The 20,269-nt window shown below is 67.9% G+C and carries 15 protein-coding genes; 10 read left to right on the forward strand and 5 right to left on the reverse strand.

Going from position 1 to position 20,269, the window contains the following annotated elements:
- Positions 1-1,055, forward strand: a 1,055-nt coding sequence (sucB, locus tag HMPREF9056_RS00115) for a 2-oxoglutarate dehydrogenase, E2 component, dihydrolipoamide succinyltransferase (RefSeq protein WP_034513193.1), incomplete at its 5' end; no start/stop codon positions are given.
- A gap of 402 nt (positions 1,056-1,457) precedes the next feature.
- Here the strand turns inward: sucB and HMPREF9056_RS00120 are convergent.
- The gene (locus HMPREF9056_RS00120) at positions 1,458-2,099 is read right to left on the reverse strand and encodes a TetR/AcrR family transcriptional regulator (protein ID WP_009401708.1); all 642 of its coding nucleotides are present in this window, start codon (positions 2,097-2,099) and stop codon (positions 1,458-1,460) included.
- 86 nt (positions 2,100-2,185) lie between these two features.
- Between HMPREF9056_RS00120 and HMPREF9056_RS00125 the strand changes: the two genes are divergently transcribed.
- Complete coding sequence (locus tag HMPREF9056_RS00125) at positions 2,186-4,456, forward strand: FAD-dependent oxidoreductase (RefSeq protein WP_009401710.1); 2,271 nt, start codon at positions 2,186-2,188, stop codon at positions 4,454-4,456.
- A 94-nt stretch (positions 4,457-4,550) separates the two neighbouring features.
- Here the strand turns inward: HMPREF9056_RS00125 and HMPREF9056_RS00130 are convergent, their stop codons facing one another.
- On the reverse strand, positions 4,551-6,278 hold the full coding sequence (locus tag HMPREF9056_RS00130; RefSeq protein WP_253269864.1) for a protein kinase: 1,728 nt from the start codon (positions 6,276-6,278) through the stop codon (positions 4,551-4,553).
- Positions 6,279-6,380: 102 nt separating this feature from the next.
- Here HMPREF9056_RS00130 and lipB point away from each other — a divergent pair, with 102 nt between their 5' ends.
- The 7 genes from lipB to HMPREF9056_RS00165 all read left to right on the forward strand — a co-directional run bounded on the left by lipB (position 6,381) and on the right by HMPREF9056_RS00165 (position 13,494).
- Entirely contained in the window at positions 6,381-7,091 is a 711-nt protein-coding gene (gene lipB, locus HMPREF9056_RS00135; protein ID WP_034513144.1) for a lipoyl(octanoyl) transferase LipB, read from the forward strand.
- Between the two features lie 92 nt (positions 7,092-7,183).
- Positions 7,184-8,215 carry a lipoyl synthase gene (locus HMPREF9056_RS00140; RefSeq protein ID WP_009401719.1) on the forward strand — a complete coding sequence of 344 codons (1,032 nt, stop codon included), beginning with the start codon at positions 7,184-7,186 and terminating at the stop codon, positions 8,213-8,215.
- A gap of 70 nt (positions 8,216-8,285) precedes the next feature.
- Entirely contained in the window at positions 8,286-9,041 is a 756-nt protein-coding gene (locus HMPREF9056_RS00145) for a DUF4191 domain-containing protein (protein ID WP_009401720.1), read from the forward strand.
- 186 nt (positions 9,042-9,227) lie between these two features.
- Complete coding sequence (glnA, locus tag HMPREF9056_RS00150; protein ID WP_009401721.1) at positions 9,228-10,652, forward strand: type I glutamate--ammonia ligase; 1,425 nt, start codon at positions 9,228-9,230, stop codon at positions 10,650-10,652.
- A 155-nt stretch (positions 10,653-10,807) separates the two neighbouring features.
- A complete protein-coding gene (locus tag HMPREF9056_RS00155) occupies positions 10,808-11,728 on the forward strand; it encodes an ABC transporter substrate-binding protein (protein WP_009401722.1) in 921 nt (306 codons plus the stop codon).
- Between the two features lie 3 nt (positions 11,729-11,731).
- Entirely contained in the window at positions 11,732-12,697 is a 966-nt protein-coding gene (locus HMPREF9056_RS00160) for an amino acid ABC transporter permease (protein WP_009401725.1), read from the forward strand.
- On the forward strand, positions 12,694-13,494 hold the full coding sequence (locus HMPREF9056_RS00165; protein ID WP_009401727.1) for an amino acid ABC transporter ATP-binding protein: 801 nt from the start codon (positions 12,694-12,696) through the stop codon (positions 13,492-13,494). Before HMPREF9056_RS00160 ends, HMPREF9056_RS00165 begins: the two co-directional genes overlap by 4 nt.
- 10 nt (positions 13,495-13,504) lie before the next feature.
- Here the strand turns inward: HMPREF9056_RS00165 and HMPREF9056_RS00170 are convergent, their stop codons facing one another.
- The 3 genes from HMPREF9056_RS00170 to HMPREF9056_RS00180 form a co-directional block, all read right to left on the reverse strand.
- Positions 13,505-14,158, reverse strand: coding sequence for a histidine phosphatase family protein (locus HMPREF9056_RS00170; RefSeq protein WP_034513146.1), 654 nt, complete (start codon positions 14,156-14,158; stop codon positions 13,505-13,507).
- Positions 14,159-14,253: 95 nt separating this feature from the next.
- Positions 14,254-17,847 (reverse strand): bifunctional [glutamine synthetase] adenylyltransferase/[glutamine synthetase]-adenylyl-L-tyrosine phosphorylase, encoded by a 3,594-nt coding sequence (locus HMPREF9056_RS00175; RefSeq protein WP_050792956.1) that lies wholly within the window; start codon positions 17,845-17,847, stop codon positions 14,254-14,256.
- An 18-nt stretch (positions 17,848-17,865) separates the two neighbouring features.
- Positions 17,866-19,197 (reverse strand): glutamine synthetase family protein, encoded by a 1,332-nt coding sequence (locus HMPREF9056_RS00180; RefSeq protein ID WP_009401733.1) that lies wholly within the window; start codon positions 19,195-19,197, stop codon positions 17,866-17,868.
- 194 nt (positions 19,198-19,391) lie between these two features.
- On the opposite strand from HMPREF9056_RS00180, the gene panB reads away from it, so the two are divergent.
- Positions 19,392-20,234, forward strand: a complete 843-nt coding sequence (panB, locus tag HMPREF9056_RS00185; RefSeq protein ID WP_009401734.1) for a 3-methyl-2-oxobutanoate hydroxymethyltransferase — start codon at positions 19,392-19,394, stop codon at positions 20,232-20,234.
- Positions 20,235-20,269: the final 35 nt, after the last annotated feature.

Raw genomic sequence — 20,269 nt, forward strand, 5'->3', positions numbered from 1 at the left:
CGGCTCCCGCTCCCGCACCGGCCCCTGCGGCCCCGCCAGCACCGGCACCGGCGGCGACCGAGGCACCTGCGGCCACCGCCGCGCCGGTGAGCTCGGGCGCCACGGGCTCCTACGTCACACCGATCGTTCGCAAGCTCGCCAGGGACAAGGGCGTGGACCTGTCCACCGTCACCGGGACCGGAGTGGGCGGCCGCATCCGCAAGCAGGACGTGGAGGCCGCGGCCAAGGCAGCCGAGGAGGCCCGTGCCGCAGCCGCTGCTGCCGCCCCTGCTGCCCAGGCACCCGCTCCCGCCGCTGCGGACAAGCCGGCCTCGGCCAAGCCTGAGGTGGACACGACCCTGCGTGGCCGTACGGAGAAGATGAGCCGCCTGCGCCAGGTCATTGCCGAGCGCATGATCGACTCCATGCAGACCTCCGCGCAGCTGACCACCGTTGTCGAGGTGGACGTGACTCGGGTGGCCGCGCTGCGGGCTCGCGCGAAGAACGACTTCCTGGCAAAGAACGGCACCAAGCTGACCTTCCTGCCCTTCTTCGTCCAGGCGGCTACGGAGGCCCTCAAGGCCCACCCGAAGATCAATGCCTCCATTGAGGGCAAGAACGTCACCTACCACGACGTCGAGCACGTCGGCATCGCGGTGGACACGCCGCGCGGCCTGCTCGTGCCCGTGGTCAAGAACGCCGGGGACCTCAATATCCCCGGGTTGGCCAAGCGCATCAACGATCTGGCTGCCCGCACCCGGGACAACAAGGTCAACCCCGATGAGCTCAGCGGCTCGACCTTCACGATTACGAACACCGGCAGCGGTGGTGCACTGTTCGACACCCCGATCATCAACCAGCCGGAGGTCGCGATCCTGGGCCTGGGCGCCATCCAGCGCCAGCCCCGCGTCATCAAGGACGCCGACGGCGGCGAGGTCATCGCCATCCGCTCGGTGTGCTACCTGGCACTGTCCTACGACCACCGACTGGTGGACGGCGCGGATGCGGCCCGCTACCTCATGACGGTCAAGAAGCGCCTTGAGGAGGGCGACTTCGGCGGCGAGCTGGGTCTGTGAACCTGAGCCCGGCCCGCTAGCCGTCAGCGGGGCCCCGCACCATCACGGTGCGGGGCCCCGCTCGTCGTTTGCCAGACGCATCAGGTCCCAGAACAGGAACCAGGCGGAGCCAGAAGAGGGGCCGGGTGTCCACGCAGCGGACATGAACCGGATCCACCGTCGACGCGCCCAGTGGGCATCCTTGGAATTCTACGGTTCACGCTCAGTTTGCGGAGGCTGCGCGGTGTTCATGTCCGCTGTGTGGACACCTACTACCTGAGAGGCCGCCCTCAGCGGCTCACCGCCGTCTTCAGGACGACCAGACCCGCCAGAGGTTCCATCGAAGCGAGCGTCTCAGAAGCCATGACACCCAAACGCCTCAGAAGTGAGGAGACACGACGCCCCTGGTCTCGCCGCTCGGCCTCAGCAGCCCTCGTCCGCTGCCCGTGTGATGTCGGTGAACGGGATCTCGGTCAGGCCGACGACGCCACGAGCGAAGTCGATGCGCTCCTCAACCGAGGTGAACTCGCCCGCCAACGGGCCATCGAGCAGCAACGAGGCCAAGCCGTGCACGCCGGACCAGAACAGGACCTCCACCTCGAGCGGAGCGTCATCACCCAGCACGACCTTCACCAGGCGGGCCAACTCACCACGCGCACGCCCACCGGCCTGAACGACCTCCGGGAAGCGCTCCGGATCGCAGACGTCTGGACGGAACATCACCCGAAACACCCCGGGGTGACGTAGCGCGAACTCGACATACGCGTTTCCCGAGGCCGTCAGGATCGCACGGAGATCCGTGCTCTCGAGCCCCTCATGCGCCGAGGCGAGCCGGTCCGCGAGCTCATCGAAGCCCTCGTGCACCAGCGCCGCCAGGATGGCCTCACGATTGGCGAAGTAGTGGTACGGCGCCTGGTGCGTGCAGCCGGCGCGACGCGCCACCTCCCGCATGCTCAGTGCGCCGGGACCGGACTCATCCAGGAGCTGCCTGCTGGTTCGCAGCAGCTCGGAGCGCAGGTCCCGGGCACCGCGGCGCCCGGAGGAGCCTGTCGATTCAGACGTCATACGGAGAGTGTAGAGCCACCCGACTAGACACTGTCCAGTAGGCTGTTATGCTGGCTTGACGCTGTCTAGTCGAGTGAGGGGTATGCATGTCCTACGACGTCATCGTGATCGGTTCGGGTATTGGCGGGCTGACGACTGCTGGTCTGCTGGCGCGCGCCGCCGGCAAACGAGTTCTTGTCCTGGAGCGGCATACGGAACCGGGCGGCCTGACCCACACCTTTCGGCGCGACGGCGCCTCCTGGGACGTGGGGGTGCACTACATCGGGCAGGTCGCGCCCGAAAGCCAGGCCCGAGCCTACTTCGACTACCTCTCCGATGGCGAGTTGGAGTGGAACCGCATGCCGGACGCCTACGACCGGTTCGTCTACCCGGGGCTCGATCTGAGCGTCAGCAGCGACCCCAACCGATACGAGCACGACCTGATCGCGGCGTTCCCCACGGAGGCCAGAGCCATTCGCCGTTACTTCAAGGATGTTCGCCGCACGATATCGTGGCTGACCATGGGCTTCGCCCAGGGTATGGTTCCCCGCCCGATGGCATCACTTCTGAGGGCTGCCCAACGCCTGGGTAGACGGACGGCCACCAGCACGACGAAGGAGTACCTGGACGCCCACTTCCGCTCCCCCGAGCTCAAGGCCGTCCTTGCCAGCCAGTGGGGAGACTACGGCCTGCCGCCATCCCGCTCGGCCTTCGCCGTGCACGCGACGATCGTCTCCCACTACCTTGAGGGCGGATGGTTCCCCAAGGGCGGCAGCGCTCGGATCGCCCGCACCTTCGAGAAGGGGATCGAGCAGGCAGGAGGAGCTGTCCGCGTCGCTCAGGAGGTCACGGAGATACTCCTTGATGACGGCGGCGCAGCCACGGGGGTCCGAGTCATGGATCACCGAGGCGCAGCCGTGCGCGAGCGGGTCTACCAGGCCCCTGTCGTGATATCCGCCGTAGGCGCCTTCAACACCTTCAACCGTCTGCTGCCTACGTCCGGCAGGATCGGTCGCCTCACCGGGCCGACGCGCCGTACTCTGGCGAATCTGGGCACCGGCGCATCGGCGGTCACCGTGTTCCTGCGCCTGCGCGACGACCCGCGCAGTATCGACATCGACGGCGGCAACATCTGGGTCAATCGGGATCTCGACCACGAGCGCAGTCAGGAGCACAGTGCCTCCCTGCTGGAGGGCCGCCCCCATGACGTCTTCGTCTCCTTCCCCTCACTGAAGTCCGGGGAGTCCCCACACACGGCCGAGGTCATCTCCTTCTGCGACGCGAAGGCGTTCCAGCAGTGGGCCGAGCACCCCAGAGGACACCGAGGCCCCGAGTACTCCGCCCTCAAGGAGCGCATCGCCCGCGGCATGCTGGAGCTGGCGGATAGCGCGGCACCGGGCCTGAGCGATCTGGTGGACTACATGGAGGTCTCCACGCCTCTCACCTACGAGCACTACACCGCCCACCCCGCCGGTGCCTTCTACGGACCGCCCGCTACTCCACTGCGGTACAGGTCCGCCCCGTTGGGCCCGCGTACGGCGATCCCAGGACTGCTTCTGTCCGGGCAGGACGCCGGGAGCGCCGGCATCATGGGCGCCATGATGGGCGGGGTGGCGGCAGCCAGTCAGGTGCTCGGTCCACGCGGGTACGCCACCATCGCCTCCGCCCTGAAAGAAGCCCCTGCTATTCCCGACTCGGGCGGCGCACGCCGGCTGCCCGAGGGCAAGCATCACGCCGTGCTGGCCTCCAAACGCCTCCTCACCTCCAGCGTCTGGGAGGTGGTGCTGCGGCTGGAGGGTCAGATCGAGCCCTGGGCGCCGGGGCAGTTCGCCCGCCTGCACGTGGGTGATAACGCCTGGCGCGACTACTCGATCGCTGGGCTGGAGGACAATCATCTCCGTCTACTCATCTCCACCCGTACCGGCGGCCAAGGATCACGGTTCATCGAGCATGCAGGCACCGGCACCAGAACGGTGGTCGAGCTGCCCCTGGGCGAGTTCGGACTCGCCGACTCAGGCAGACGCCGACTATTCATTGCCACAGGCACCGGGATCGCCCCGATGCTGGCCATGTTCGCTCAGGCCCCCGGACTAGAGCACGACACCCTGCTCTTCGGGTGCCGTTACCGGTACGAGGACCTGACGACCAAGATCGGCTCTCCCATGCCTGGGCGGGTGGTGCGCTGTCTGAGCCGCGAAGAGGTACCGGATACGTTCCACGGACGGGTCACCGACGCCCTCGCGCAGTTCGCCGGCGACCCCGACCTCGATCCTCACAGCACGGATGTCTACCTGTGCGGCTCCGCCGCGATGGTCGCTGATACTCGAAGCCTCCTTGAGCGCGCGGGCTACGCCTCCGTCTTCACTGAACCGTACTGACGTCAACGAATCGCACTGGGCGTCTTCGTAAGGTGCTCCGCTGTTCGGAGCCGTCCCAGTGGAGGCAGGCGCATTCAGAAGACGGACCGGCAGGTCATGGAGCAGAGCGGATGTCGGCGACCCGCCAGGGCTCTGGGACAAGAATGAGCACGACCTGCCGGGGCCTGAGGGCAGGTACTGTCCGTGTTCCGGAAGGGCCTGAGCGTGTCGAGGCGCTCTGAGACAGCGTGACCCGCACCGCCACCGCACCGGGCCAGAGCGCGGCCGCGTCATCTGGCAGCTGCACCTCGGAGACCTGGCTGACGGAGGTCTGCAGGCCCTCGACGTTCTCACCCGACTCGATCAGATCGTCCAGAACCTGCCCATCGGCCTCGGCCGCCGGTGAGCCCGGTACCGTGGTGGCTGCAAGTGCAGCAGCGTCAGCAGTCATCAGCGCGCGGTCTCGAGCCGTGGAGAGAGCGACAACAACGCTCACCAAGCTCGTGGCATCGCTCTCAGTCATCTCAGCTGATGACGCCGTGGCAGTCGCGCTCGCAGCGCCGGTGGGAGATGAGCCACCTGAGGGGCTGGTGCCGGAGCCGGCCGAAGCGCTCACTCCAGTACCCGAGGCGGCACCGAGCGCCCATGCGGGCCTGTGCGATACCAGTCCTCGCGCAGGCCCCCAGGCAGCCAGGCAGAAGGCGACGAGCATTGCCACCGCAAGGCCCCAGGCACGGGAGCGCCCACGCCGCGCACCTCGTCCTGTCTCCCAGCGTATGGCCGCAGGTTCTTGCTCAGCACGGCTCGCGCCGCCACGGCCTCTCGCCTCACGGCTGTCCCGATCTCGTCGGGGCTCAGCCTTCGACCTCGACCTGGAGCTCGGTCTCGCACCAGGCCTGCCCCTGGAGCCGACTGTGCGCGTTGGCGTCCGGGCGGCCGCGCGCAAGCAGCCGGCGGCGAGTCGGGCGCCGTCGGGCAGCTCGATGGGCGAGGTCTGCCCCAGCTGCGGTGCTCGGGCCGCCAGGTCTCGAGCCTTGGGGCGGTCGGCCGAGTCCTTGGCCAGGGCGTCGGTCAGGAGGCTCGTCACACGCCTGGCCACGGATCCGTTCTGTCCCGCGCACTCCGTCAAGAGGCGGGCAAGGGCGTAGACGTCGGAGGCCGCCGACGGCGGAGCGCCCGCAAGTCGCTCCGGGGCGGCGCAGTCCTGCGTGCCAGTCTCCATGACGGAGCCCAGGAGGTCGATGAGAACCGGGAGCCCCTCGGTGGTCACTACGACGTTGCTGACCGAGACGTCACCATGAGCGGCACCGTGCTCATGAAGATAGGCCAGTGCCGAGCCCAGAACATCCAGAAGAGTCGCCAAATGGGAGTTGTTGAGCCGTCCGCGCGCCCCGAGAACCACGTCCAGCCCGGCTCCGTCGACGAGGTCCGTGACGACGCCCGCCCGGTGCTCGGGCAGGGACACCACCTCCCGCACGGTCGCCAGGCCGGGGTGACGCAGGACGCGCAGATCGGCCAGCCGCCGTAGAACGGATGCGCCACCGCGCCCATGTGGCAGGTCAACGACCCTGATGACCACATGACGGCCCTGCGCATCCAGACCGCGCCGAGGCGCGCTGGGAGCGGTGGAGCGCCCCATGACCTCGCCGACGGTGTAGCCCTGCTGGGACAGAGCACTCAACGCTGAGTCCGGAATGCTCGGCTCGGCGTCCGAGGGCGGGAGCTTGGAGGCACGAGGCGTGCGAGCGCCACGTCGTCGAGGCACTGGGCGGCGCTGCGGACGTTGACGGCCGGCACCATCGGACGACCGGTCAGCAGGATGGGGGCGCGTCGTTGAGCTCATGCACTCCATGGTCACCACGCCACCGTCAGAGGGCCAGACCGAGTTGCTGGCCTGTGGATAACTCCGACGCCGGCACTGGTTGTGGTCACGTAGACTGCGCGCGTGCTGCGTCAGGACATGGAGCTCGGCTCTCGGCTCATCCCCTTTCATGAGGGCTGGCAGCAGCAGAGAACTGTTCATGCCGAGGTCGTGGCGGGACTGCGGCCCAGCACGCTGCTGCTCGTGGAGCATGAACCGGTCTACACGGTCGGCAGGCGCGCCCACTCGTGGGAGCGGCCCGACGGCGACGTCATCGAGCCCGGTCACGTACCGGTGGTCGACGTGGACCGCGGTGGCAAGACCACCTGGCACGGGCCGGGACAGCTGACCGTCTACCCGATCCTGCGCCTGGCGCAGCCGATCGACGTCATCCGTTACGTGCGCGCGCTGGAGGCCGCCGTTATCGACCTGTGCACCCTTCACGGCCTGGAGACGGTTCGGGTCGAGGGCCGCTCGGGAGTCTGGGTGCCGGCCGAGCCTGCCGGCACCGCGGACGCGATGACCCCTGGCCGGCATCGGCGCACCGAGCGCAAGATCTGTGCGCTCGGAGTGAGGGTCGCCCGGGGAGTGACCATGCACGGAATCGGCCTCAACGTGGATCCTGACCTGGACGCCTTCTCCTTGGACCGGATCATCCCCTGCGGGATCGACGACGCCGGAGTGACCTCCCTGAGCACGGAGACCGGTCGGCATCTGGAGACCAGCGCTCCAGCGAACGCCCTGGTAGCCGCCCTGGAGACTCACCTGGCCCCGTTGGTGGCGGATGCCACGTGACAGCAGGCGTCACGTCTAGGCCTGAGGTCCTATGAAGTCTCGGAAGAGTACTAGAATCCCTGTGGAACCGTTGTCGGCGAGGAGAGGTAGACGTGAGCACCACCGTGGCCCCTGAGGGACGCAAGCTCCTGCGGGTCGAGGCGCGCAACGCCCAGACGCCCATCGAGTCCAAGCCCGACTGGCTGCGCACCCGGGCCGTCGTGTCGGACACCTACCAGGAGGTCCGTGGCCTGGTGCGGGAGAAGAGCCTGCACACGGTGTGCGCCGAGGCGAACTGCCCCAACATCTACGAGTGCTGGAACGACCGCGAGGCCACCTTCCTCGTGGGCGGCGAGATGTGCACCCGGCGCTGCGACTTCTGCGACATCGCCACCGGCCGTCCCACCGAGTACGACGTCGACGAGCCCCGGCGCGTAGCGGTGTCCGTCAAGGAGATGGAGCTGCGCTACGCCACCGTCACCGGTGTGGCCCGCGATGACCGCCCCGACGGCGGCGCCTGGCTCTACGCCGAGACCGCCCGCCAGGTGCACGAGCTCTCCCCGGGCACCGGGGTCGAGCTCCTCATCCCTGACTTCAGAGGCAATCCAGAGGCGCTGGAGGACGTCTTCTCCTCACGCCCCGAGGTGCTCGGTCACAATCTGGAGACCGTTCCGCGCATCTTCAAGCGCATCCGTCCCGCCTTCTCCTACGAGGGCAGCCTTGACGTCATCACCGCCGCCTCGGAGTCGGGGCTGGTCACCAAGTCCAACCTCATCCTGGGCATGGGTGAGACCCGTGACGAGATCGAAGCGGCCATGGCCGCCCTGGTCGAGGCCCGCTGCGACATCCTCACCATCACCCAGTACCTGCGCCCCTCCAAGCTGCACCACCCCGTTGACCGATGGGTCAAGCCCCAGGAGTTCGTCGACCTGAGCCGACTGGCGGAGGAGATCGGCTTCGCCGCCGTCATGAGCGGCCCGATGGTGCGCTCCTCCTACCGCGCCGGCATGCTGTGGGGCAGGGCTATGGTCAAGCGCGGCTGGCCCATCCCTGAGCGCCTCGCCCAGCTCGCCGAGCCCGCCACCGCCCGTCAGGAGGCCTCAGCTCTGCTGGGAACCCACCCCCATCTCGCCGCCGCCTGCTGAACACCACGTCCTGCCTCATGCGGCCGACTCGTCCACGGAGCTGAGCCCACCACGCTGACGGCGAGACCGTGTGTGCCAGCGCACCGACGTCGTCTATGGTGTGCCCGTGAGTAGTGCCCAGTCTCCCCAGCCGAAGAAGAAGCGTCGGCTGGCTCAGTACCTTCAGAACATCAAGGACTCCTACACGATCTCGCGGCGCACGTACCCGTGGATCGGATGGGCGATGCTGGCGGCCTTCGCCGTCTGCATCGCCGTGGGCGTGGCCATATCCTTCGCCAGCGGAATGTCTCTTTGGTACTGGCTGATCCTGAGCATCATGATGGCGCTTATGGTCGCCATGATCATCCTGTCTCTCACGGTGCGTCGCGCCTCTTACGCACAGATCGAAGGCATGCCGGGAGCCGCTAAGGCCGTCCTCGACCAGATCGGCCGGGGCTGGTACGTGGAGCCCGAGCCCGTGGCCTTCACCAAGCACCAGGACCTCGTGTGGAGGCTCGTGGGACGTCCCGGGGTCGTACTCATCGCAGAGGGGCCGGGGACCCGCACTCGCCGCATGCTGGCCGAGGAGGAGCGCAAGGTCCATCGGCTGCTGTCGACCGTCCCCATCCACACCCTTCAGGTGGGTACCGACGCCGGACAGGTGCGTCTGACAGAGCTGTCAAAGACGCTGCGCGGGCTGCCGACCAAGCCGACCTCGCTGACCGACAGCGAGATCACCCAGGTCTCGAAGCGCCTGACCTCGATGGCCGGTAGGAACCTGCCCGTTCCCAGGCACATCGACCCCAACAAGGTGCGTCCCGACCGTCGCGCGATGCGTGGCCGCTGAGCGCCGCTCTCCACGTGTTTCAGCACCGCAGCACCCCCACTTCCCTTAGGTTCCTGCCAAAAAACCGAGCGAAACACTCAGGCAACACCCATGCCATTCCTGTGTCACGGGTAGGTCAATATAGTTGTCGAAGTCAGCCGCAGTGCATACGTGCGAAGTATGTGCGCCTTCCCACCTGGAGGAGATATGTTCAAGGACGCATCCGAGGCACTGACGTTCATCGAGAAGGAGAATGTCGCGCTGGTCGATGTGCGGTTCTGCGACCTACCCGGCGTCATGCAGCACTTCACCATCCCTGTGGCCGCATTCAAGGATGAGGCCCTCACCGATGGCCTCATGTTCGACGGCTCCTCAATCCGCGGATTCACCGCGATCCACGAGTCGGACATGAAGCTGATCCCCGATGTGACCACCGCCTTCCTCGACCCTTTCCGCGAGGAGAGGACGCTGGTCGTCAACTTCTCGATCGTGGATCCCTTCACCGATGAGGTCTATTCCCGCGATCCTCGCTCGATCGCGGCCAAGGCGGAGGACTACCTGCGCTCCACCGGAATCGCCGACACCTGCTACATCGGTGCGGAGGCGGAGTTCTACCTCTTCGACTCGGTGCGCTACGAGTCCTCGCCGGCCGAGTCCTTCTACGCCATCGACTCCGCCGAGGCCGCCTGGAACACCGGGCGAGAGGAGGAGGGGGGAAACAAGGGCTACAAGACCGCTTTCAAGGGCGGCTACTTCCCCGTCTCCCCCAACGACCAGATGGCTGACATCCGCGATCGCATGGTGCGCACCTGCCTGGCCTCCGGCCTGGGCATCGAGAGGGCCCACCATGAGGTCGGCACCGCCGGGCAGCAGGAGATCAACTACCGCTTCTCCTCCCTGCTGGCCGCCGGCGACGACATGATGAAGTTCAAGTACATCATCAAGAACGAGGCCTGGCGCAACGGTAAGACCGCCACCTTCATGCCCAAGCCGATCTTCGGCGACAACGGCTCGGGCATGCACACGCACCACTCGCTGTGGAAGGACGGAAAGCCGCTGTTCTTCGACGAGCGCGGCTACGGTCAGCTCTCAGACCTGGCCCGCTGGTACATCGGAGGCATCCTCGCCCACGCCCCGGCGCTGCTGGCCTTCACCAACCCGTCAGTCAACTCCTTCCACCGACTAGTTCCCGGCTTCGAGGCACCGGTCAACCTGGTCTACTCGGCCCGTAACCGTTCGGCCTGCATCCGTATCCCGGTCACGGGTTCCTCCCCCAAGGCCAAGCGCGTGGAGTACCGGGTGCCAGACCCCTCCTCCAACCCCTACCTGTGCTTCGCCGCCGTCCTCATGGCGGGCATCGATGGCATCCGCAACCGCATCGAGCCCCGCGAGCCCATCGACAAGGACCTCTACGAGCTCGCGCCCGAGGAGTACTTCGACATCGACAAGCTCCCCGACAGCCTGGACCAGGCGCTGGAGGCACTGGAGGAGGATCACGACTTCCTCACCGAGGGGGACGTCTTCACTCCTGATCTCATTGAGACCTGGATCGAGTACAAGCGCGCCAACGAGATCGAGCCGCTGCGACTGCGCCCCCACCCCTACGAGTTCCAGCTCTACTACGACCTGTGAGTCGTTCATACAGCTCAGACGTCGGCCCTGAGCCTCCTATGCACGAGGCTCAGGGCCGACGTCGTGCTGAACGCCACCTTCAGATATTGCATACCTATACTGCATTGCGGATATTCTTTCTCCGTCTTGATCCACTCCGAAGAGGACAATCCACGATGAGGTCCCGCCAACACACCGCTCTCGGGCTGGCAGCCGCCGCGTGCCTGATCTTGAGCGGATGCACCAATGCCGCTGACTGGAACGCGAACCGGAGCTCGCAGATCCACTCCTACGACACCTCCTCGATCCAGGCTCAGCCCGACATCATCGCCACGCTCCCTCAGGGAGCCCTCGACGACGGCGTCCTGGACGTGGCGGCATCCACGGACTATGCACCGGCGGAGTTCCTCGATCCCTCGGGCAAGGCCGTGGGCTACGACGTTGACCTCACCAACGCGATCGCCGCCGTCCTGGGCGTCAAAGGAAAGGTCCACACCGCCGAGTTCGACTCGATCATCGCCTCGATCGGGTCGAAGTACGACGCCGGTATCTCCTCCTTCACCGTGACGCCCGAGCGGACCGCCGAGGTCGACATGACGACCTACATCAACGTGGGCTCGCGCTTCAACGTCCAGGCCGGTAATCCCAAGGGCGTCGAAACCTCAGACCACCTCAAGCTGTGCGGACGGACCATTGGCGTCCAGGTGGGAACCGACCAGGAGACCGCCATGCGCAAGGCCGCTGACGAGTGCTCCGAGGCGGGCAAGGGCGTCTTGTCGGTACGGGCCTACTCCAAGCAGTCCGAGGCCACCACTGGTCTGGTCGGTGGAACCATCGACGCCACCTACTCCGACTCCACCGTGGCCGGGTACGCCGTCGAGCTGACCGACGGCCAGATCGTCACCCTGGGAGAGGTGGAGGACGCCGCCCCCCAGGGCGTGGTGACCTCCAAGGCCGACCCGCAGTTCACCGCAGCGATCCAGGCTGCCGTCCAGTACCTCATGGACCAGGGCATCTGGCAGAAGATCCTGGACAACTGGGGCGTGAAGGACGCCGCACTGACCACCGCAGAACTCAATCCCGCAGTGAAGGAGTGAGCCGTGACTGCCTCACCCGCCTCCGACGACGACAAGGTCGTCCTCAACAACCCCAAGCCGGTCCCCCGCCCCGGGACCTGGATCAGCGCCGCGATCGTCACGGTCCTGGGGGCCATGCTCATCCACGGTCTGGTCACCAATGAGAAGTTCCACTGGTCCACGGTCTGGTTCTTCCTGCGCGAGATCCACGTGGTCAAGGCCGTCGGCTGGACGCTGCTGCTGACATTCATGGCCATGGCCATCGGCATCGTCCTGGCGGTCACGACAGCGATCCTGCGGCAGTCCTCCAACCCGGTCCTGCGCTGGGTGGCACTGGCCTACCTGTGGTTCTTCCGCGGTACCCCGATCTACACCCAGCTGGTGTTCTGGGGGGCACTGTCCGCCCTCTACCAGCAGCTGAGCCTGGGCATCCCCTTCGGCCCCGAGCTGCTGACCTTCAAGACGACGACGGTCTTCACGCCCTTCGTCGCAGCCGTTCTGGGACTGGGCATCAACGAGGGGGCCTACCTCTCCGAGATCGTACGCTCGGGTCTGAACTCCGTGGACAAGGGCCAGAGTGAGGCCGCGGGGGCCCTAGGCATGAGCAAGGGTCAGATCCTGCGGAGGATCGTTCTGCCGCAGGCGATGCGGGTCATCGTTCCGCCCACCGGCAATGAGACCATCTCCATGCTCAAGACGACCTCCCTGGTGCTGGCAGTCCCCTTCACCCTGGACCTGACCTTCGTCACCAACTCCTACGCGTCGCTGACCTACCAGATCATCCCGCTACTCATCGTTGCGGCCATCTGGTACATCATCATCACCTCGATCCTTATGGTGGGGCAGCACTACATCGAGCGCTACTACGGCAAGGGTTTCGAGTCCGACACGGACTCCGCCCCCGGTGACCGGGGGCTGTCCGCCCGCCAGCAGGCCATCCTCAATGCCCACACCACCAAGGACGATCCCTTCCTGGAGGTCACCCCATGAGCGCGTCCATTCACACCGCGGCTGAGACGCCGAAGGTCGAGATCAGCGGTCTGCACAAGTTCTTCGGCGAGCTGCACGTGCTGCGCGGCATCGACCTCATCGTGCCTCCGGGATCGGTCACGGTTCTCATCGGCCCCTCCGGCTCGGGCAAGTCAACGCTTCTGCGCTGCATCAACGAGCTGGAGTCCATCGACGCAGGCCGGGTCAAGGTCGACGGCGAGCTCATCGGGATGCGCGAGGTGGAGCGCGGCGGGCGCACCGAGCTGCACGCCCTGTCTGACAAGGCCCGTGCCGCGCAGCGTGCCAAGATCGGCATGGTATTCCAGCGCTTCAACCTCTTCCCCCACATGACGGCTCTGGAGAACGTCATGGAGGCACCGGTTCAGGTCAAGAAGACCCCCAAGACCAAGGCCCGCGAGCGCGGCATCGAGCTTCTGGAACGGGTGGGGCTCGGCGATCGGCTCGACCACTACCCCTCCCAGCTCTCCGGCGGTCAGCAGCAGCGGGTGGCGATCGCCCGGGCGCTGGCGATGGACCCCGAGCTCATGCTCTTCGACGAGCCAACCTCCGCCCTGGACCCCGAGCTGGTCGGCGAGGTTCTTCAGGTCATGAAGGACCTGGCCGCCTCCGGGATGACGATGGTGGTGGTCACCCATGAGATGGGTTTCGCCCGGGAGGTCGGTGACCAGCTGGTCTTCATGGATGGCGGCGTCATCTGCGAGTCCGGTGACCCCGTCGAGGTTCTGGACAGCCCTCAGGCCGATCGCACCCGGGCCTTCCTCTCCTCGGTCCTCTAAGGCGAGCAGGTCAGGAGGAGACCTGGTCCCACGCGCCGTCGTCCCAGGAAGTCAGGCTCCACCCGGCACTGGGATCGCCGTCGACGACGGTGATCCCAGTGTTATGCATGGGGCGCTCGGCGATCCACAGCGGGTCCACGGCGCCTCCGGGCGCGGCCTTGAGGGAGGTCCACAGGCGCAGCGCGGTGCCGTGGGAGACGAGCAGGGCTGCTGCGCTGCCCGCCTTGGCGGTCTGTTCGGCGACTCGGCCGACGGCGTCGTCGAAGCGCTGGAGCGTGTCGGTGCCGTCCTCCGGGGATCCGGGGATGCGGCAAGCGGGACGCCCGGCCATCCAGGAACGGGTGGTGTCCACGTAGCAGGCCACTGAGCGGGCGTCAGTGCTCATCTCCAGATCAGCGGCCAGGACCTCGCGCAGGCCCGAGTCGATGGTGGCGCTCAGGCCGGTGGCCGCCTCAATGGGGGCGATGGTCTGCCGGGCGCGCAGGATCGGGGAGACCCACAGGGATCCCAGTCCATCAAGCAGGCCTGTCTCCTTCAGGCGGGCCGGCAGCCCGTCGGCCTCCCGGAGGCCGACGTCGTCCAGGGGGTTCCCCGGGAAGGCGGTGTCGAGTGCCTGCATGACATTGGCGACGGTGCGACCGTGGCGTACGAGAATGAGCCTCACGGCGCCAAGTCTGCCAGGTCCGCAGTGCGCCGGCCTTCGACGACGGTGCGATCCTCGTCGCCCAGCCTTGCCCGACTGGTTCCGTGTCCGCCCGGTCAGCTCCAGGGGTAGGGCCCCTCCGGACGCCTCCTGGTTGCCCGGTTACGACCCGCACGTCTGGGGCTCCTGGATCCTGACGCCGCTGTACCCCGACGGGACTGTCCGTGAGCATTCCTGGCCGAGCCTGTTGAGCGGCCCGGCGCCGGTTCCGCGCTCTGATCCTGACTCACCGAGGTGCTGGTCGATGGCGTCGGCGCGGACGGGGGCGAGCCATGGGCGGTGCCGTCGGTGAAGACGATGCGTTCGGCCACGGCTCGCGTGTGGCGTGCACTGCGGCGGTAGAGGTCCTCCAGCTCGCGCTCCTTGCCGCTGCCCAGGCCGATGAGACGCCCCACCAGACGGATCTCGCGGATCTGGATGGGAAGGACCTGAGAGCGCGGCCCGGAGGCACGCCCGGTGCCCAGGACGATCGCGGAGCGCAACCGGCTGGCCAGGATCCAGGTCGAGGCCAGTACTCCCCCGTCGTCGGCGCTCAGCAGCCCAGCCCGAACCGCTGCCTGGAGCGCGCCGATGGTCGAGGTGGTCCGCAGCTCCGGAGTCCGTCCGGCGTGGGCGAGCTGGAGCACCTGAGCACTCCACTCCACGTCGCTGAGTCCTCCGGGGCCGAGCTTGAGGTGACGGGCCGGGTCGACACCTCGGGGCAGGCGCTCGGTCTCTACCCGGGCCTTGATCCTGCGGATCTCCCGCAGGTCCTGGGAGCTCAATCCGTCCTCGGCCCAACGCAGCGGGTTGATGAGCTCCTCGAAACGCCGACCCAGGTCACGGTCCCCGGCACAGGCCCTGGCGCGCAGCAGCGCCTGCCGCTCCCACAGGGCCGACCAGCGCCCGTAGTACTCGCCGTAGGCCTCCAGCGAGCGGCTCATAACACCCTGGCGGCCCTCTGGCCGCAGATCGGAGTCCACTTCGAGGGGGCGCGGACGGGCTGAGGCAAGAAGCCCTACGACCTGCTTGGCCACGGCCTCGGCCTCCTGAGCGGCGGCGGCCTCGCTCACCGCGTCGTGGGCCTCATGGACGAACAGGACGTCCGCGTCGGAGGCGTACCCGATCTCCCGGCCTCCCAGGCGCCCCATGGCGATGACGGCGTGCCGTGCCAGCGCCCCGTCCCATCCACCGCTGGCGTCCGGCCCCGTGGCGACGGCCCCAATACCGTCACGCTGGGCAATGACCAGTCCGGTGGCGACCGTCAGCACCCCGTCCAGGACCGCGTCGGTGGCGTCGGTGAGGATGGAGGCGGTGCGCTCGGGATCGATGCCGTCGAGGCAATCGGCCAGTGAGGCTCGTACCTCCTCGCGGGCTCGCACCCTCAGGATCGCCTGGACCGCCTCAAGCGCCTGTTCAGCGAGCGCAGTGTCATCCGGCCCGCTGAGGCTGCGTCGGCGCAGGACGGCGGCGACTTCCTCCGCCAGGGCGCCGGGGCGGCGGGGCTCGAGCTCGGCGTCGTCGTCGAGCCAGGCGATGGACTCGGGGAACTCCGCCAGGCGCTCGGTGGCCCAGTGAGCGCCTGAGAGCACCTGGCACAGTCTGCGCGCGGCCACCGGCGAGTCCCGCAGCATGGCCAGGTACCAGTGCGATCCCCCGATGGCCTCCGACAGGCGGCGGAAGGACAGCAGGCCGAAGTCGGGGTCGGCGCCTTCGCCGATCCAGCCAATGATGACCGGCAGGAGCTGACGCTGGATGGCCGCTCTGCGGCTGACGCCTTCGGTGAGGGCCTGGATGTGTCGCAGCGCCCCGTCCGGGTCCGTGTAGCCGACGGCGGCGAGCCGCTCGCGCGCCGCCCGGGGGCTCAGAGCCATCTCGTCAGCGCTCAGGGCGGCTGCAAAGCTCAGCAGGGGGCGATAGTAGATCTCCTGATGGAGGGCTCGCACGCGCCGGCGCAGGTCCTTGAAGTCCTCCCACAGACTGTCGCCCCGGCCCAGGCAGTTGCTGACACCGCGCTCGATGCGGCGCAGGTCCTCCTCCTTACTCGGCAGGTTGTGGGTGCGGCGCAGGCGGAAGAGCTGGCTGCGGTGCTCCAGGAGCCGCAGGGCCTTGTAGCAGCTGCTCATGGCCGCGGCGTCGGCCCGGCTGACGTAGCCACCGGCGCTGAGCGCGTCGAGGGCCTCCAGGGTCCCGCGCACGCGTAGGCTCTGGTCGGAGCGGCCGTGGACGAGTTGGAGGAGCTGGACGGTGAACTCCACGTCCCGCAAGCCACCGGGCCCCAGCTTGATACGCCGGTCCGTACCGCCGCGCGGTACGGACTCCTTCTCCACCCGGCGCCGCATGGCACGGGCGTCCTCGACAAAGTTCTCCCGCCGGCTGGCCTCCCACACAAGGGGCGCCACGCCATGCTCGTAGCGCGAGCCCAGCTCCGTGTCCCCGGCGCAGGCCCTGGCCTTGAGCAGGGCCTGGAACTCCCACGAGGCGGCCCATCGCCGGTAGTAGGCCAGGTGAGAGTCGAGCGTGCGCACGAGCGCGCCGTCCTTGCCCTCGGGGCGCAGCGCCGTGTCCAGCGGCCACAGGGGCGGCTCGGGCGCGGTGGCGGAGACGACATGGGCGAGTACGGTGGCCAGGCGGGTGCCGATGTCCACGAGGTACTCCTCGCTGAGTGGCTCCCGCGGTATCCAAGACTGCTGGGCCTGGCCGACGACGTAGACGACGTCGACGTCGGAGATGTAGTTGAGCTCGCGCGCCCCGGTCTTGCCCATGGCGATCACGGCGAGTGTCACCTCATCGGCTTGGGGACCGACAGCGGCACGGGCAATGAGCAGAGCGGAATCCAGGGCGGCATCAGCGAGCTCGGCCATGCGACGGCAGACGGTCGAGACGTGCTCGATCGGGTCCGAGCTGGTGAGGTCATCGGCGACGATCGCGGTGAGACGGTCACGGTAGGCGCGACGCAGCGCAGCGGTCGCACGTTCCAGGGCAGGGTTCTGGCCACCCGGATCCTGGGGGCCCTCATCACCATCTGAAGGAGCCGTCCCCAACGCGCCTTGGACCTCTCGCCGCAGCTTCTCTGCGGCCCCCGGTTCCTGGGGTGCGTCCCAGGCTCTGGCCGGCGCAAGCGCTGTGATGCGCTCCGGGTGGGCGACAAGAAAGTCTCCCAGGGCCTGGGAGGCGCCCAGAACCGCCAGAAGACGATGCCGGTGCTCACGAGTACCAGCATCGGGCGCGCTGAGCAGGCCACGTAGAAGGGCTGCCGGCGTCGGCGTGCACCCGGGCTCGACGTCGTCGGGCGAAGCAGCGGGCCGTGACTCGGCTGCGGTTGCGACCTCAGCCAGTCGGACCAGGCTGAGCAGGGCCATGTCGGGATCGGCGGTGAGAGCCAGGGACTCGATGAGCTCCTCGGCACCGGGGCCGAGCCGCATACCACCCGCTCGGCCACCTGGCCGCTGGGCGCGACCAGCCGAGGGCCGAGCGGATGGCCCGTCGGTGCGGTCGGCGTCGTCGGCGTCACTGTCGGTTGAGAGGAGGAGTCTTAGCGCCGGGTCATCCAGGAGGGCACCGGCGCGGGTGGCATTCTGGAAACCGGCTCGCAGGAGCAGCGTCCTGGGTGAGGAGCTGTGCCGTGAGGGCGCCCCCACCGGTGGTCGTTGCGCGCGATGCTCTCTCACGACGGCCTCCTGCTCCACTCAGACGTGGGGGAAGAACTGGCTGATCTCGAAGTCGGTGACCTGGGCGTCGTAGGCCCGGTACTCGCGGCGCTTGTTGCGCAGGAAGAACTCGAAGGTGTCCTCGCCGAAAGTGTCGGCCACCAGGTCGGACTGCTCCATGGCCGCCACCGCGCTCTTGAGCGAGGTGGGCAGGGCGTGGATCCCCAGGGCCTTGCGCTCCATCTCGGACAGCGCCCACACGTCGTCCTCGGCCTCGGGGGGCAGCTCGTAGCCCTCCTCGATGCCCTTGAGCCCCGCGGCCAGGATGACCGCGTAAGCCAGGTAGGGGTTGGCCGACGAGTCGATGCCACGGAACTCCACGCGCGCGGACTGGGCCTTGCCGGGCTTGTGCATGGGCACACGCACCAGGGCTGAGCGGTTGTTGTGGCCCCAGCACACGTAGCTGGGGGCCTCGTCCCCGCCCCACAGGCGCTTGTAGGAGTTGACGTGCTGGTTGGTGACCGCCGTGATCTCCGAGGCGTGGTGCAGCAGCCCGGCGATGAAGGACCGACCGGTGGCGGAAAGCTGGTACTGGCCGGAGGGGTCGAAGAAGGCGTTGCGGTCGCCCTCGAACAGGGAGAAGTGCGTGTGCATGCCCGAGCCGAACTGGTCGGGGAAGGGCTTGGGCATGAAGGTGGCCAGGCAGCCCTCCTCCAGGGCGACCTCCTCGACGACGGCGCGGAAGGTCATGATGTTGTCCGCCATGGACAGGGCGTCGGCGAAGCGCAGATCGATCTCGTTCTGCCCGGGGCCGCCCTCGTGGTGGGAGAACTGCACCGAGATCCCCATCTGCTCGAGCATGAGGATGGCGTGACGGCGGAAGTCGTGGGCGGTCCCGCCGGGCACGTGGTCGAAGTAGCCGGCGTCGTCGGTGGGGCGGATGCGCCCGTCAGCGTCCCGGTTGACCAGGTAGAACTCGATCTCGGGGTGGATGTAGCAGGTGAAGCCGGCCTCGGCGACCCGGGCGAGCTGGCGCTCGAGCACGGAGCGCGGGTCGGTGCGGGCGGGCTCGCCGTCGGGCGTGAGGACGTCGCAGAACATACGGGCCACACCGTTGGCTCCGTCCCGCCATGGCAGCATCTGGAAGGTGGAGGGGTCCGGTGCGAGCAGCATGTCGGACTCGAAGACACGGGTCAGGCCCTCGATCGCTGAGCCGTCGAAGCCGATGCCCTCCTCGAAGGCGCTCTCAACCTCGGCCGGCGCGATGGCCACCGACTTGAGCTGCCCGGACACGTCCGTGAACCACAGGCGGATAAAGCTGATGTCACGTTCCTCGATGGCTCGGAGCACGTACTCCTGCTGCTTGTCCATGGGGCCTCCTCAGCGTGGGGTGCGGCAGCGGGCCGACGGCGCTGCTCGCCGTCGACCGCCTGAGACGTTGGTACTGGCATCCAGCCTAGTGCGCGGGTGCGTCAGGCAGGTTTCGAGGATCGCCCCCGGTGAAGGAGGAGCAACGAGGGCAGTGACGCGCTGAAGCCTCCCCTCACCTCGGGTAGCCTCACCCCATGGCTACACCCGAGTCCCCTTACGGTACTTCCGCCGCCATCGGAGGCGGCAAGCCCGTGCGCGTTCATCATCTGGCCGCCGCCAAGAACGACGGCGTCAAGCTGGTCATGCTCACCGCCTACGACGCCGTGACCGCCCAGGTCCTGGACGCCGCCGGAACCGACCTGCTGCTGGTGGGTGACTCGATCGGCAACGTTATGCTCGGGCACGACTCGACGCTGCCGGTGGAGCTGGAGGAGATGGTGGTGGCCACGCGCTCCGTCGCGCGGGCCACCAAGCGCGCGCTCGTCGTGGCCGACCTTCCCTTCGGCACCTATGAGGCCGGCCCGGAGCAGGCGCTGGCCAGCGCGGTGCGTCTCATGAAGGCGGGAGCCAACGCCGTCAAGCTCGAGGGCGGCCGCCCCCGGACCGCGAGCGTGCGAGCACTGACCCAGGCAGGCATCCCGGTGGTGGGCCACCTGGGATTCACCCCGCAGAGCGTCAACATGCTCGGAGGCTTCCGGGTCCAGGGGCGCGGCCAGGCCGCAGAGGATCTGTTGGCCGATGCGCGGGCACTGGCCGAGGCGGGGGCGATCGCCCTCGTCCTGGAGATGGTGCCCGAGCCTCTGGCCGCGCGCGTCACCGATTCGCTCGAGATCCCCACGATCGGTATTGGCGCGGGCGCCCGCTGCGACGGCCAGGTCCTCGTGTGGACGGACATGGCCGGGATGACGGACTGGTCGCCGCGCTTCGCCCACCAGTTCGGCCAGGTCGGCCAGGCGCTGCAGCAGGCGGCCGCCGACTACGGCACCGCGGTGCGTGAGCAGACCTTCCCGGCGGAGAAGCACTGGTTCTCCTCCTGACGGTGACAAGACTCATAGCGCGGTTCGAGAGGCAA

The sequence above is a fragment of the Actinomyces sp. oral taxon 170 str. F0386 genome (genome assembly GCF_000195595.1).
Lineage (GTDB): Bacteria > Actinomycetota > Actinomycetes > Actinomycetales > Actinomycetaceae > Actinomyces.